Annotated in this window: 11 protein-coding genes; 4 read left to right on the top strand and 7 right to left on the bottom strand. The window is 71.2% G+C overall.

The genetic code is table 11. The annotated features are described in order from the left end of the window. The first annotated feature begins 103 nt into the window (after positions 1–103). The gene (dxs, locus tag C7474_RS07930) at positions 104–2,053 is read left to right on the top strand and encodes a 1-deoxy-D-xylulose-5-phosphate synthase (protein ID WP_121058686.1); all 1,950 of its coding nucleotides are present in this window, start codon (positions 104–106) and stop codon (positions 2,051–2,053) included. Here dxs and C7474_RS07925 read toward each other — a convergent pair. Beyond that, positions 2,041–2,547 carry a hypothetical protein gene (locus C7474_RS07925; RefSeq protein ID WP_121058684.1) on the bottom strand — a complete coding sequence of 169 codons (507 nt, stop codon included), beginning with the start codon at positions 2,545–2,547 and terminating at the stop codon, positions 2,041–2,043. The two genes, dxs and C7474_RS07925, sit on opposite strands and share 13 nt — an antisense overlap. Continuing rightward, entirely contained in the window at positions 2,544–3,230 is a 687-nt protein-coding gene (locus C7474_RS07920; protein WP_121058682.1) for a TetR/AcrR family transcriptional regulator, read from the bottom strand. Before C7474_RS07920 ends, C7474_RS07925 begins: the two co-directional genes overlap by 4 nt. A 47-nt stretch (positions 3,231–3,277) precedes the next feature. Here C7474_RS07920 and pepN point away from each other — a divergent pair, with 47 nt between their 5' ends. Further along, positions 3,278–5,767, top strand: a complete 2,490-nt coding sequence (pepN, locus tag C7474_RS07915) for an aminopeptidase N (RefSeq protein ID WP_121058680.1) — start codon at positions 3,278–3,280, stop codon at positions 5,765–5,767. A 33-nt stretch (positions 5,768–5,800) separates the two neighbouring features. Here pepN and C7474_RS07910 read toward each other — a convergent pair whose 3' ends face one another. The 5 genes from C7474_RS07910 to C7474_RS07890 form a co-directional block, all read right to left on the bottom strand. After that, positions 5,801–6,517, bottom strand: a complete 717-nt coding sequence (locus C7474_RS07910) for an SPFH domain-containing protein (RefSeq protein WP_241965160.1) — start codon at positions 6,515–6,517, stop codon at positions 5,801–5,803. 131 nt (positions 6,518–6,648) lie between these two features. After that, the gene (locus tag C7474_RS07905; RefSeq protein WP_121058678.1) at positions 6,649–8,793 is read right to left on the bottom strand and encodes a 3-hydroxyacyl-CoA dehydrogenase NAD-binding domain-containing protein; all 2,145 of its coding nucleotides are present in this window, start codon (positions 8,791–8,793) and stop codon (positions 6,649–6,651) included. 12 nt (positions 8,794–8,805) lie between these two features. Then, entirely contained in the window at positions 8,806–10,011 is a 1,206-nt protein-coding gene (locus C7474_RS07900; protein ID WP_121058676.1) for a thiolase family protein, read from the bottom strand. A gap of 72 nt (positions 10,012–10,083) precedes the next feature. After that, positions 10,084–11,280 (bottom strand): ribonuclease D, encoded by a 1,197-nt coding sequence (locus tag C7474_RS07895; protein ID WP_121058674.1) that lies wholly within the window; start codon positions 11,278–11,280, stop codon positions 10,084–10,086. After that, a complete protein-coding gene (locus C7474_RS07890) occupies positions 11,273–11,854 on the bottom strand; it encodes a DUF3000 domain-containing protein (RefSeq protein ID WP_121059363.1) in 582 nt (193 codons plus the stop codon). Before C7474_RS07890 ends, C7474_RS07895 begins: the two co-directional genes overlap by 8 nt. Positions 11,855–11,879: 25 nt before the next feature. Here C7474_RS07890 and C7474_RS07885 point away from each other — a divergent pair, with 25 nt between their 5' ends. Further along, positions 11,880–13,115 carry an alpha/beta hydrolase family protein gene (locus C7474_RS07885; RefSeq protein ID WP_121058672.1) on the top strand — a complete coding sequence of 412 codons (1,236 nt, stop codon included), beginning with the start codon at positions 11,880–11,882 and terminating at the stop codon, positions 13,113–13,115. Positions 13,116–13,168: 53 nt separating this feature from the next. Continuing rightward, positions 13,169–14,125 carry a cell division protein ZapE gene (gene zapE, locus C7474_RS07880; RefSeq protein WP_121059361.1) on the top strand — a complete coding sequence of 319 codons (957 nt, stop codon included), beginning with the start codon at positions 13,169–13,171 and terminating at the stop codon, positions 14,123–14,125. The last annotated feature ends 142 nt before the right edge of the window (positions 14,126–14,267 follow it).

Genomic DNA, 14,267 nt, shown 5'->3' with positions numbered 1-14,267 from the left:
GCCGGGGTCTTCCCGTCCGCGCCCGAGGACGCTCCGCCCGCTCCCGGGCGATTCGCATCGGACGCACCTAGACTGAGTCGTCTGCCGTCGGAAGGTCCATCGGATGTCATTGCTGTCGTCGATCACCGGTCCCCGAGACCTCGACGCGCTCACCGTGCCCCAGCTGCAGCAGCTCGCGCGCGAAGTGCGCGACTTCCTCGTCGAGAACGTCGCCCGCACGGGGGGACACCTGGGGCCGAACCTCGGCGTCGTCGAACTCACGATCGCGATGCACCGGGTGTTCGACTCGCCGCTGGACCCGTTCGTGTTCGACACGGGGCACCAGTCGTACGTCCACAAGCTGCTGACGGGGCGGCAGGACTTCTCGCAGCTGCGCTCCCGTGGCGGCCTCGCGGGCTACCCGCAGCGCGGTGAGAGCGAGCACGACGTCGTCGAGTCCTCGCACGCGTCGAGCTCGCTGAGCTGGGCCGACGGCATCTCGCGCGCGCTCATGCGCACCGGGCGCCGCGATCGGCACGTCGTCGCCGTCGTCGGAGACGGCTCGCTCACCGGCGGCATGACGTGGGAGGCGCTCAACAACATCTCCGACGACAACGACCGCAACCTCGTCATCGTCGTCAACGACAACGGGCGATCGTACGCGCCGACGATCGGCGGTATGGCGCGCTACCTCAACCGGGTGCGCACCACCGAGGGGTACGAGAGCCTGCGACGCGGCTCCGACAGCCTGTTCCGCCGGTTCGGCCCCGCGGGCCGCGCGCTGTATCGCGGCGTGCGCGGTGGCACGCACGGCTTCCTGTCGCGCTTCGTCAACAACGAGGCCCTCTACTCCAACCTCGACATCAAGTACCTCGGCCCCGTCGACGGACACGACCTGCCGACGCTCATCGAGACGCTGAAGATCGCGAAGTCGTACGGCCGACCAGTCATCGTGCACGCGATCACCGAGAAGGGGCGCGGCTACGAACCCGCCCGCAACGACGAGGCCGACCAGTTCCACGCCGTGGGCAAGATCGACCCGGCCACGGGACAACCGCTCAGCGGCGCGGATGCCGTCGCCTGGACCGACGTGTTTGCCGAGGAGCTCGCCCGCGCCGGCGGAGAGCGCGAGGACATCGTCGCCATCACCGCCGCGATGCTCCGGCCCACCGGTCTGCAGCCGTTCGCGCAGCTCTACCCCGACCGCGTCTTCGACGTCGGCATCGCCGAGCAGCACGCCGTCGCTTCGGCGGCCGGGCTCGCCTTCGGGGGTCTGCATCCGGTCGTCGCGATCTACGCGACCTTCATGAACCGGGCGTTCGACCAGGTGATGATGGATGTCGCGCTGCACAAGGCCGGCGTCACGTTCGTGCTCGACCGGGCGGGCGTCACCGGTCCGGACGGCCCCAGCCACCACGGCGTCTGGGATCTCGCGATGCTCCAGCTGGTGCCCGGCATCCGCATCGCCGCGCCGCGCGACGCCGCGCGGCTGCGGGAGGAGTTCGCCGAGGCGATCGCCGTCGAGGATGCGCCGACCGTCGTGCGCTTCCCGAAGGGCACCGTCTCCGCCGACGTGCCGGCGCTCGAGCGTCTCGCCGACGGTGTCGACGTGCTTGCCCGCGGCGACGAGGAGGACGTGCTCATCGTGGCGATCGGCCCGATGGTGCACACCGCCCTCGCCGTCGCGGAACGGCTCGAGGCGCAGGGGATCGGCGCGACCGTCGTCGACCCGCGGTGGGTGGTGCCCGTGCAGCCGTCCGTGGTCGCGCTGGCGGCGCGTCACCGGCTCGTGATCACGCTCGAGGACGGCATCCGCGTCGGCGGCATCGGCACACGCGTCCGGCAGGTGCTGCGCGAGGCGGGCGTCGACACGGCGGTCGACGAGCTCGGCGTGCCCGATGCGTTCCTCGACCACGCGACGCGCGAGCAGATCCTCGAGGACGCCGGTCTCACCCCCGCGAAGATCGCGCAGGACGTCGTCTCGCAGGTGCTGGGCACCCGCATTCCGGTGGCGCGGCCCTCGAGCGACACCGGCACCGTCTGGTCGGTGCCGGGGGAGTCTCAGCCGCGCTGAGCGCGGTCCGCGGTCGCGTCTTCCGCCGCCGCGTCCGGATCGGCGGGCTCGGGCGTGCGAGAGCGCAGTACGGCGCGGGCGCCGCGACGCCAGCCGAGCACCATCGCCAGCGCCGCGGCGAGCGCATTCGACATCGCGAGCGCGCCGAACGGAATGTAGCCCGCAGTGCCCGTCGCGACGAGTGCCGTGGTCGCGACGATGCCGATCACGACGCCGATCGTCGCGAGGGCGACGGTGTACACGGCCACCGAGGCCGCACGCCTCAGCGTGTGCGCGACGAACCACGTGGGTGCCGCGAAGACGACCAGCGCGATCGTCGCGGCGGGGAGCACGTAGATCGCCGACAGGAGCCCCCAGAACGGGATTGCCACCGTCCACCCCACGATCAGGATGCCGATCGCCCATAACCAGGCCGAGATGGCACCCCGCACGAACTCGCCCCGGGTGAAGGCCATGGGCTGGGCCACCGTGCGCGGGGACGGCTCGCCGCTCATCGCCCCGCCTCCGCGATCAGGTCGAGCAGCTCGCGCACGACGCCGCGGGCGAGCGGCAGCCGGGCGAGGGGGAGGGTCACGCGCAGGAGCGCGAGGCCCCGGTCGAGCAGTCGGGCCGTCCGCTCCTGCTGCGGCGACGTGTCGTAGGCCCAGAACAGCGCGAGCAGCAGGTGTCCGAGGAACAACGCCCCCGGCAGCGCGGCCGCCAGGTCGTCGGGCAGACCGCCGCGACGGGCACCGGTGACCGCGTGCGCGAACAGCGCGGTCGTGATCTCGCGCGCGGGCGACGAAGCGTCGGAGAGCGGGCTGATCTCCGACCTCGGCGACAGCGCGGCGGAGACGAACTCCGGCGCGTACGGATGATAGGGGGCGAGTTCGGCCAGGCCGGTGCGGTAGACCGCGCCGATGCGCTCGACGAGGTCGTCGGTGTCGCCCAGCACCGGCGTCGCCGCCTCCCGATGGCGCTCCTGCACGTCGAGGTACAGCTCCTGGACGAGGTCGTTCTTCGTCGCGAAGTGGTAGTACGCGTTGCCGACGGACACACCGGCCTCGCTCGCGATGCCGCGCATCGTCGTCGCGTCGTACCCCCGTTCGCGGAACGAGCGCAGGGCGGTGTCGCGCAGCAGCGCGCGGGTGCGTGCGCTCTTGGACGTCCTGCTCGCGTCGGCATCAGAACTGAACATGTTCAGAAAGTATCAGATCCGCCCCATCCGCGTGACAGCATGGAGGGATGAGTACCGCCAACCTCACCCGTGACGAGACCGCGGCCCGTGCCGCCGTGATCCGTGTGGAGACCGTCGAGGTGCACCTCGATCTGCGCGGCGCCCGCGACGCGGATGCCGACAGCTTCCCGACGGCGGCGACGCTGACGTTCGAGGCCGATGCGACGGAGACCTGGATCGACTTCCTCGGTGCGGGGGTCGACGAGGTCGTGGTCAACGGCAGCCCGCGCGCAGTGGAATGGGACGGGGCCCGCATCCGCATCGACGCCCTCGCCGCGCGCAACGTCGTAACGGTCCGCGCGCGTGGACGCTACAGCCGCTCCGGCGAGGGGCTGCACCGCTTCCGCGATCCCGTCGACGACGAGGTCTACCTCTACACGCAGTACGAGCCGGCCGATGCGCGGCGTGTGTACCCCGTCTTCGAGCAGCCCGACCTGAAGGCGCGCTGGCGGTTCGAGGTGTCGGCGCCCGCCGGCTGGACGGTGCTGTCCAACGGGGTCGAGACGGCGCGAGACGACGTGGCCGACGGCATCCGTGTCACCTTCGCCGAGACCCTGCCGCTCTCCAGCTATATCACCGCGGTGGCTGCGGGCCCCTACCATCGCGTCGACGGGACGTGGGAGGGTGACGGCGGTCCCGTCGCCCTGGGCGTGCTGTGTCGCGCGTCGCTCGCGTCGCACCTCGACGCCGACGAGATCCTCGAGGTGACCCGCCGCGGACTCACCTACTTCGGGGAGCGGTTCGCCGCCCCCTACCCCTGGGGGAAGTACGACCAGATCTTCGTGCCGGAGTACAACCTCGGCGCGATGGAGAACCCGGGACTGGTGACCTTCACCGAGGCCTACGTGTTCCGCGGGGCGGCCACAGCCGCGCAGCGCGACGCGCGGGCGAACACGATCCTGCACGAGATGGCGCACATGTGGTTCGGCGACCTCGTGACGATGCGATGGTGGGACGACCTGTGGCTCAAGGAGTCGTTCGCCGACTTCATGGGCGCCCATTCGTCGGTCGCGACCGGCCTGTATCCCGACGCATGGGTGACGTTCGCGAGCCGCCGCAAAGGCTGGGCGTACGAGCAGGATCAGCTGCCCACGACCCATCCCATCGTCGCCGACATCCCCGACCTCGAAGCGGCCAAGCTCAACTTCGACGGCATCACGTACGCGAAGGGCGCCTCGGTGCTCAAACAGCTCGTGGCGTTCGTCGGCGAGGAGGCCTTCTTCGCCGGCGCGCGCCGCTATTTCGCCGACAACGCCTTCGGTAACACGACCCTCGTCGACCTGCTCTCCGCCCTCGAGGCCGAGAGCGGGCGCGACCTCGCCGGCTGGAGCGATGCCTGGCTGCGTACGACCGGTGTGTCCGAGGTGCGGGCGCATCGCCGTGACGGTGGCCTCGAGATCACCCAGACCGACGTGCGGCCGCACCGGTTCACCGTCGGCTTCTTCGACCTCGAGGACGGCCGACTGATCAGGCGTGCGCAGCGTGACGTCGACATCGACGCCGATGCGCTTACCGTGGCCGGGCCGGAGGCGGCTCTCGTCGTGCCCAACGACGACGACAGCACGTACGCCAAGGTGCGGCTCGACGCGCGCTCGACGGATGCCGTCGCGGCGGCGCTGTCGACCGTCGACGACGCGCTGGTGCGGTCGGTCGTGTGGGCGGCGCTGTGGAACGCGGCGCGCGACGGCGAGCTCCCCGTCGAGCGGTACCTCGGGATCGTGACCGCGCACGCCGTCGCCGAGCCGAACGTCGGACTGCTCGCCGATGCGCTGGCGCGCACCGGCTTCGCCGTCGCGCACTACGCCGCACCGCACCGCCGGGACGCGCTGGCGTCGCAGTGGCTCGAGACGGCCTGGTCCGCGCTGCGCAGCGCCGAACCCGGCAGCGACGCGCAGCTGGCGTGGGCGCGCGCGGTCGGGGCCGCCGCGGCAGTGGCGCCGGGGCGGCACGACGAGCTGCGCGGCATCCTGTCGGGACGCATCGCGGCGCCGGAGCGGCTGCCGCTGGACCCGGAGCTGCGGTGGAGCTGGCTGCTCGCCCTCGCGGCGACGGGGCACGCGACGCCCGCCGATGCGGATGCCGAGCTCGCACGAGACGACACGGCCAAGGGGCGCCTGGCCCACCGCGCGATGCTCGCCGCCCGCCCCGACACCGCCGTGCGGGCGGCGGCCTGGACGCAGGCGTGGGACGACGCTCTGCTGTCCAACGACGAGCTCGACGCGGTCATCTCGGGCGTGCGCGCGGGCGGCCGCCGCGATCTGATCGCCGGGTTCGACGCGGACTACTACGCCCGCATCCTCCCGGTGTGGGAAGAGCGCAGCATCGAGATCGCGCGCCGGCTCGTGCGCGGGCTGTTCCCGGCCGCTGAGACGACCGACGACGCGGATGCCTGGCTGGCGGCGCACCACGACGCACCCCGCGCCCTGCGCCGCATCGTGATCGAGCAGCGCGACGGACTCGCCCGCGACCTGCGGGTGCGCGCAGCGCAACCGGACTGACCGGGGTGGCGGTCCGCTCCGGAGGCCAGACCGTCAGGCGCTACGGACGAGGGAGACGGCGGCGCCCCACTCCGCGGGCAGGGCCGACATCGCCTCGGCGGCCACGGAGCGTCCGCCGATCGCCTCGGCGAGCAGGTAGCCGTCGGTGAGGGCGTCGCCGGTGACGACGACCGAGAGCAGTTCGATTCCGCAGGCGGCGCGCACCTGCTCGGCGCACGCGGCCACGACCGCGGCCGACAGGTCGACGTTCGCCGGCAGTGCGGTGCCGCGCTGACCGCGCACGAGGTCGCGCAGGACCGCGCCGACGATGTTCCCGACGCGCTCCTTGACGTTCACGACGTCGAGTTCGAACACCCTCAGGTCGTGGCCGGTGACGATCGGCCGCCAGTCGAACGACGCGTGCACGAGATGCTGGTGCCCGGCGGCGCCGGTGAGCTGTCGCGGTGGCAGATCGGTGGAGCGCACGCGCGCATCGACCCGCCGGTACCACGCCAGGATCGGGAAGACCGGGTGGGAACCGGGACGCAGCACGACGACTTCGCCCGCCTCGCCGCGACCCGGGCGAGCGCGCCGCCGGATGATCGGCTTGCCGTTGCGGGTGCGGATCGCCGCCTCGCCCTCGTCGATCGTGACGACGAGCAGCTTGAACAGCGCCGGCACGACGAGCAGCACGGTGAGCACCGCGCCGCCGGTCTTGATCAGCGCGTTCATGTTGCCCGTGCCGAACAGGGACGTGATGGAGTCGATCATCCGGTCCGCCTCCGCGTGAGAGCACCGCTCATGAGCCCAGGATGCCGCTGCCCGCAGCGTCTGGATGACGAAACGACGCGACCGGGAGAAGAGTTCATCTCCCGGTCGCGTCGTATTCGCGAAGCTGTCGCTCAGGCCTCGACGCCACGGATCGGCGGCGTGTGGAAGGTCGTGCCGAACACGCGCTCCGATGCGCCCTCGCGATCGAGGTAGGGCGTCGCGCCACCGTCGATGAACGGCCAGCCGGCGCCGAGCAGCAGGCACAGGTCGATGTCCTGCACCTCGGGGACCACGCCCTCGTCGAGCATGATCTTGATCTCGTCGGCCAGACCGTCCTGCACACGGCGCAGGATCGTCTCGGCGGACGCCGGCGTGCTGCCGGTGTGGCCCTTCACGACCTTCTCGGCGGCCTTCGTGAAGCCGGTGACCCGACCGCCCTTGTCCTTCTCGACGACGGCATCCAGTTCGGAGAGGGCGTGGAAGTTCTCGTTCGCGTAGAAGCGCTCGGGGAAAGCGTGCACCATCGTGTCCTGCACGTGGGCGGCGACCTTCCAGCCGACGAGGTCGATGAGCTGGAACGGACCCATCGGCAGGCCGAGGGGAGCGAACGCCTTCTCGACGTCGGCGACCGGCGTGCCCTCGTAGACGGCGCGCGCCGCTTCGCCCATGACCTTGGCGAGCAGGCGGTTGACGACGAAGCCGGGCGCGTCGGCGGTCAGCACCGCGTTCTTCCCCAGCCCCTTCGCGACGACGAACGCGGTCGACAGCGCGGCCTCGTTCGTGGCGGGGGTCTTCACGATCTCGATGAGGGGCATGACCGCGACCGGGTTGAAGAAGTGGAAGCCCACGAGGCGCTCGGGGTGGGCGAGCTTCGCGCCGATCTCCTCGACCGACAGCGACGACGTGTTCGTGGCGAGGATGGCGTCTTCCGCGACGATCTGCTCGATCTCGCCGAAGACGGCCTGCTTCACGCCCACCTCTTCGAACACCGCCTCGATCACGAAGTCGCAGTCGGCGTAGCGGGTCTTGTCGGTCGTGCCGGTCACGAGTGCGCGCAGCTTGTTCGCGGTGTCGGCGTCGAGGCGACCCTTGCCCTCGAGCTTGCCGATCTCGTCGTGGATGTAGGCGACGCCCTTGTCGACGCGCGCCTGGTCGAGGTCGGTGATGAGCACCGGCACCTGGAGCTTGCGCACGAACAGCAGGGCGAACTGGCTGGCCATGAGTCCGGCGCCGATGATGCCGACCTTCGTGACCTTCTTCGCGAGCGCCTTGTCGGGGGCGCCGACGGGTCGCTTCGCGCGCTTCTGCACGAGGTCGAACGCGTACATCGACGCGGCGAACTGGTCGCCGGTGACGAGATCGGCGAGGGCCTCGTCTTCGCGTTCGAAGCCCTCGGCCTTCGTCCCACCCTTGGCCTTCTCGAGCAGTTCGAGCGCGACGTAGGGAGAGCGCGGCACGGTGCCGATCTTGGATTCGAGCATGCCGCGGGCCATCTTGATCGCGACGGGCCACTTCACGGTGCGCTCGATCTTGCCGGGCGCGTTCTTGCGCTCCACCTTGCGGGCGCCGGTGAGCACGCCGTCGGCCCAGCGCAGCGAATCCTCGAGGTACGTCGCCGCGGGGAAGATCGCGTCGACGATGCCGTAGTCGAACGCCTGCTGCGGCTTCAGCATCCGGTTCTGCTTGAGCGGGTTGGAGATCACGACCTCGAGGGCGTTCTCGATGCCGATGAGGTTCGGGAGCAGGTAGGCGCCGCCCCAGCCCGGGATGATGCCGAGGAACACCTCGGGAAGCGCGATCGCCGCCGCCGACGCGTCGACGGTGCGGTACGTCGAGTTGAGCGCGATCTCGAGGCCGCCGCCGAGCGCGAGGCCGTTGACGAACGCGAACGACGGCACACCCACGTCGCCGAGCTTGCCGAGCACGTGGTGGCCGAGCTGCGCGACCTTGCGGGCGTCGTCCTTCGACGAGACGAGCGTGATGTCGGACAGGTCGGCGCCGGCGGCGAGGATGTACTGCTTGCCGGTGATGCCGACGGCGTGGATCTCGCCGGCGGCGGCGCGGGCCTTCAGGTCGTCGAGGCGCGCGCCGAGGGCGGCAAGCGTCTTCGGTCCGAGGGTGTTCGGTCGGGTGTGGTCGCGCCCGTTGTCGAGCGTGATGAGGGCCATGACCTTGCCCGACGGCAGCGTGATGTCGCGCGACGGGGACTGGGTGACGACCTCGTCGTCGGACAGGTTCAGGATGGGGGCGAAGTCGATCGCGTCGTAGTTCGTCATCGTCGTCGTGCCTTACTTCCGCTTCTTGCCGTCGTAGAACGGGTTCTCCCAGATGACCGAGCCGCCCTGGCCAAGTCCGACGCACATCGCGGTCAGGCCGTAGCGCACGTCGGGACGCTCGGCGAACTGCGCGGCGAGCTGGATCATCAGTCGCACGCCCGAGGCGGCGAGCGGGTGGCCGAGGGCGATCGCGCCGCCCCACTGGTTGACGCGCGGGTCGTCGTCGGCGATGCCGAAGTGGTCGAGCAGGGAGATCACCTGGATCGCGAACGCCTCGTTGAGCTCGAACAGGCCGATGTCCGAGATCGTCAGCCCCGCCTTGCGGAGCGCCTTCTCGGTCGACGGGATCGGGCCGATGCCCATGATCTCGGGCTGCACGCCCGCGAACGCGAACGAGACGAGCTTCATCTTGGGGGCGAGCCCGAGTTCCTTCACCGCGCCGGAGCCGGCCAGCAGCGACATCGTCGCGCCGTCGGTGAGCGGCGACGAGGTTCCGGCGGTCACGCGACCGTGCGGGCGGAACGGCGTCTTCAGCGCGGCGAGGTCGGCCATCGTGGTCTGCGGGCGGCGGCCCTCGTCCTCGGTCGCCAGGCCCCACGCCCCGTCGGCGTCCTTGATCGCCACCGACACGAGGTCGGGCTGGAACTTGCCGGCGTCGTACGCGGCCTGCGCCTTGTGCTGGCTCAGCATGCCGAAGCGGTCGGAGCGCTCCTTGGTGAGGTGCGGGAAGCGGTCGAAGATGCGCTCCGCGGTCACGCCCATGTTCAGGGCGCCGGGGTCGACCATGCGTTCGGCGACGAAGCGGGGGTTCGGGTCGGCGTTGCCGCCGATGGGGTAGTGGCCCATGTGCTCGACACCGCCGGCCAGGGCGACGTCGTACATGCCGACGCCGATGGCGCCGGCCATCGTGGTGACGCTCGTCATTGCACCCGCGCACATGCGGTCGATCGCGAAACCGGGCACCGTCTGCGGCAGGCCGGCGAGGATCGCCACCGAGCGGCCGAGGGTCAGTCCCTGTTCGCCGGTCTGGCTCGTCGCGGCGATCGCGACGTCGTCGACGCGGTCGGCCGGCACGGCGGTGTTGCGCGCCATCAGCCCGATCGTCGCCTTGACCGCCAGGTCATCGGCTCGGGTGTTCCAATACATGCCCTTCTCGCCGGCGCGCCCGAAGGGGGTACGCACACCGTCGACGAAGTAGACGTCCGAGAGCTCGGCCACACTGCCTCCAGAGTTTGGGATTGCGTCCAGCCTAACGTGACACTCAGTCCCGCGTAATCGGTTGGGTCGTTCCTACGAAGCTGCTGCGACGCCCTCGGCGGCGCCGTGCACGGATCCGACAAACGCGTCGGAGATCACCTGCGCGGTGCGCTCGATCTGCCACGGACGGGCGCCGTGCGCCTCGAGCGCATCCGCGACGGATGCCGCATCCACCCGCTCCGGCGGGGTCCACGCCAAGCGGCGGAGCGTGTCGGGGGTGAGGAGGTTCTCGGTCGGCATCCGCAGGTCGATGGCGAGCTGCTCGACGCGCGGGCGGGCTGCCTTAAGGCGCGCATCCGCCTCGGGATTGCGGTCGGCCCACGCGCGCGGCGGGGGCATGCCGTCGCCGGGGGCGCGCTCGACCGGAAGGGCCGGGTCGGCGCGGCCGGCCTCGATCGCATTCCACCAGCGGTCGATCTGGCTGCGGCTGGCACGCCCGGTGAATTCCTTCACGCCCGCGAGGGCCTGCTTGGACTTCGGGTCGGCCAGCACCGCGGCCACGAGTGCCCGATCGGGCACGAGCCGCCCGGGGGAGACGTCGACCTCTCGGGCGTACTCCTCACGCGCGGTCCACAGTGCGCGCGCGACCGCCAGGGCGCGACGCCCCCGCACGGTGTGCAGGCCGCTGAGTCGGCGCCATGGTTCTTCGCGCGGCGGCTTCACGGGCCGCGTGCGCACGGCCTCGAACTCCTGCGCCGCCGCATCCGTCTTGCCGGACTCGGCGAGCTCGGCCACGAGGGCGTCGCGCACGTCGATGAGATGCAGCACGTCGAGGGCGGCGTACTCGAGCCACGGCTGGGGGAGCGGACGCGTCGACCAGTCCGACGCGGAGTGCGCCTTGGCCAGCGTGATGCCGAGGGTGTCCTCGACGACCGCGCCGAGGCCCACCTTGTCGTGTCCCAGCAGGCGTGCGGCCAGTTCGGTGTCGAAGATCACGGGCGGCTCGAGGCCCTCGTCTCGCAGAGACGGCAGATCCTGGCTGGCCGCGTGCAGCACCCATTCGACGTCGCCGATGGCCTCCTGCAGCGCCGTGAAGTCGCCGACGGCGGGCGGGTCGAACAGGAACACGCCCGCATCGCGGCGGAACACCTGGATGAGGTAGGCGCGCTGCGAGTAGCGGAACCCCGACGCCCGTTCCACGTCGACCGCGACGGGTCCGTGGCCTGCGGCGAGGGTCGCGGCGGCGTCGACGAGCCCCGCGAGGTCGTCGATGACGACGAATTCAGTCACGCGTCGACCTCGAAGATCCGAACACAGCGATTCCTTCCGAACCGGGCGGGAGACCCGCCAGCATGCACACCAGCTCCGCCCATGCGTCCAGGTGTGCCGCGAGGTCGCCGTCGGGCGACCAGGACGCCCGCAACTCTATCTGGGCGCCGTCTCCCTCGTCTGCGAGCGAGCCGAATCCCTTCGACAGGGTCTTGGTCGCCGTGCCGGATGCGGAGTGGAAGCGGGCGCCGCGCGCGTGCAGCGCGTCGACGAGCCACGACCACGCGACGTCGGCCAGGAGCGGATCGGTCCCGATCTCCGGCTCCAGCGGGGCCTGCGCGAAGCAGACGATCCGCCACGCGCCGTTCCAGGCGTCGGGAGAGTCCGCGTCGTGCAGCAGGATGAACCGGCCGGTGCCGTAAGCGGAGTCGACGCCGTCGGCCTCGGGGCGCACGTCGCCGGCGAACGCGACGGCGTCGGGCGCGAGGGAGCCCGGCGCGGCGATCTCCCGCACGACGAAGTCGGAGCGGAAGGGGAGCGCACGAAGATCGTCGGCCACGGCGCTGAAGGTCGACGGTGAGCGGTGTTCGTCCACGTCCACAGATTAGGATGGGCGCACGATGAACGGACCCAGGCGCGCCGACCCGCTCGGCGTCACCCCGGCCTCGTACCGGGCCTTCCGCGCGGCGCTGCTGGCGCTGGCCGCCGCCGTGCTGGCGCTCAGCTCGATGACCGCGCTGCTGTCGGTGCGGATGGCGCGGCGCGTCGTGCTGCCGGCGCGGCGCCGTGCCGACACCAAGATCGTCGGCGTCGACGTGACGGCGCAGACCATCACGCTGTCCCGCACGCCCGATACCGAGCTGCCCGGACGCTACGGGCTGTTCACCGCCGGCTCCGCCGACTACGTGAAAGTCGGGTCGGTGCTCTCCTCCGACGCCCACACCGTCACGCGCAAGCTCCTGACCCACATCCCCGCCGATGCGCGACTCGCACCCGACGCCGCGTTCTCGGGTTGGTACTACGACCACCCCGAGCAGCTGCACCTGCCCTTCCGGGCCGAGCTCGTCGGCGCGCCTGTCGGTCCGTGCCCGGCCTGGATCTTCCCGGCCGACGGCGGCGACGACACGTGGGTCATCCAGATCCACGGCCGCGGCACGACCCGCGCCGAGTGCCTGCGCGCCGTGCCGGTGTTCCAGGCCCGCGGCATCAGTTCGATGGTGGTGTCGTACCGCAACGACGGGCAGGCGCCCCGCAGTCGCTCCGGTTCCTACGCCCTCGGCGCGACCGAGTGGCGCGACGTCGACGCCGCCATCGGGCTCGCCCGTCGCCGCGGGGCCAGGCGCATCCTCCTCATGGGCTGGTCGATGGGCGGTGCGATCGCCCTGCAGCTCGCGCTCCAGTCGGCGCACCGCGACCTCATCCAGGGCGTCGTGCTCGAGTCGCCCGTCGTGGACTGGCGCATCGTGCTCGCCTTCCAGGCGAAGCTCAACCGCGTGCCGCAGCCGGTTGCCGAGATGGCGATCGGCGCGCTCGGAGCGGAGTGGGCGAGCCACGTGACGGGTGCGGGAGCGCCCATCCCGTTCGACCGGCTGGATGTGGTCGCGCGCGCAGGTGAGCTGCGGCATCCGATCCTGCTGCTGCACAGCGACGACGACGGCTTCGTGCCCTCGGACGCGTCGCACGAACTGCTCGCCGCGCGACCGGACCTGGTCGAGATGCAGGTGTTCGACGTGGCCCGGCACACGAAGCTCTGGAACTACGATCAGGACCGGTGGACCGCCGTGATCACGTCGTGGCTCGGCCGGCACGGCTTCGGGACGGCGCCCGCCGCACCGGCATCTAGGGTTGACGGGTGACCTCCGCCGCGCTCCACCTCAGCGAACGCAACCCGCAGGTGTCCGGCGACGAGATGGTCGCCGCGCTCGTCCCGCCGCCGCAGTTCGACGGCGCCACGTTCGACACCTACCGCGCCGACGCGCAGTTCCCGTCGCAGTCGCAGGTGAAGGAGCTGCTGCAGCAGTTCGCGACCGGCGGCGGTCCGGTCGCGCGCGGCGGTCTGTTCCGCCGCGCGAAGAAGGGTCCGGAGCTCAAGCCCGGCGTCTACCTCGACGGCGGCTTCGGCGTCGGCAAGACCCACCTCCTCGCGTCGATTTACCACGCGATGCCCGCCCGTCGGAAGTACTTCGGCTCGTTCATCGAGTACACGGCGCTCGTCGGGGCGCTCGGCTACCAGAAGACCGTCGAGCTGTTCCGTGGCGCCGATCTGCTGTGCATCGACGAGTTCGAGCTCGACGACCCGGGCGACACGATGGTGATGACCCGGCTGCTGGGCGAGCTGGTCCCCACCGGCACGAAGCTCGCGGCGACCTCGAACACCCCGCCCGGCGCGCTCGGCGAGGGCCGGTTTGCGGCACAGGACTTCCTGCGGGAGATCCACGCCATGTCGGCGAACTTCCAGACGCTGCGCATCGACGGCACCGACTACCGGCAGCGCGCCGTCGACGGGCACGCGGTCGTGCTGACGGATGCCGCCTACGCCGACGCCGTGGCATCCGGTGGCGCGACGGCATCCGATGACGCCTTCGCCATGCTCGTGCGCCACCTCGCGACGGTGCATCCGTCCCGCTACCTGCGGCTGCTGGACGGGGTGACCATGATCGGACTGCGCGACGTCGCCGCGTTCGACGACCAGTCGGCCGCGCTGCGCTTCGTCGCCTTCGTCGACCGCGCCTACGACGCCCAGATCCCGGTGCGTGCCACCGGCGTCGCCCTCGATCGCGTCTTCACCGAGGACATGCTCTCCGGCGGGTACCGCAAGAAGTACCTCCGCGCGATCTCGCGCCTCGTCGCCCTCACGCATTCCTGAGCCCTGCGCCACCCCAGTCGCCTGATCCGAGGCGGCCTCCCGGCGTGCCGAAACGTGATGTTTACGCCCGGGGCGGGCGTGTAACCAATGCGAAACACGACACGCATGCCGCTGGAAACCGTGCCTCGCGAAACTGGTCGCG

This window comes from Microbacterium telephonicum (assembly GCF_003651225.1).
Lineage (GTDB): Bacteria > Actinomycetota > Actinomycetes > Actinomycetales > Microbacteriaceae > Microbacterium > Microbacterium telephonicum.
This window is presented reverse-complemented; position numbering and strand designations above follow the sequence as displayed.

What these genes read in the sequence shown, in the direction of transcription:
- dxs (WP_121058686.1), top strand. Translation starts at nt 104, where the DNA reads ATGTCATTGCTGTCGTCGATCACCGGTCCCCGAGACCTCGACGCGCTC.
- C7474_RS07925 (WP_121058684.1), bottom strand. Translation starts at nt 2,547, where the DNA reads ATGAGCGGCGAGCCGTCCCCGCGCACGGTGGCCCAGCCCATGGCCTTC.
- C7474_RS07920 (WP_121058682.1), bottom strand. Translation starts at nt 3,230, where the DNA reads ATGTTCAGTTCTGATGCCGACGCGAGCAGGACGTCCAAGAGCGCACGC.
- pepN (WP_121058680.1), top strand. Translation starts at nt 3,278, where the DNA reads ATGAGTACCGCCAACCTCACCCGTGACGAGACCGCGGCCCGTGCCGCC.
- C7474_RS07910 (WP_241965160.1), bottom strand. Translation starts at nt 6,517, where the DNA reads ATGATCGACTCCATCACGTCCCTGTTCGGCACGGGCAACATGAACGCG.
- C7474_RS07905 (WP_121058678.1), bottom strand. Translation starts at nt 8,793, where the DNA reads ATGACGAACTACGACGCGATCGACTTCGCCCCCATCCTGAACCTGTCC.
- C7474_RS07885 (WP_121058672.1), top strand. Translation starts at nt 11,880, where the DNA reads ATGAACGGACCCAGGCGCGCCGACCCGCTCGGCGTCACCCCGGCCTCG.
- zapE (WP_121059361.1), top strand. Translation starts at nt 13,169, where the DNA reads ATGGTCGCCGCGCTCGTCCCGCCGCCGCAGTTCGACGGCGCCACGTTC.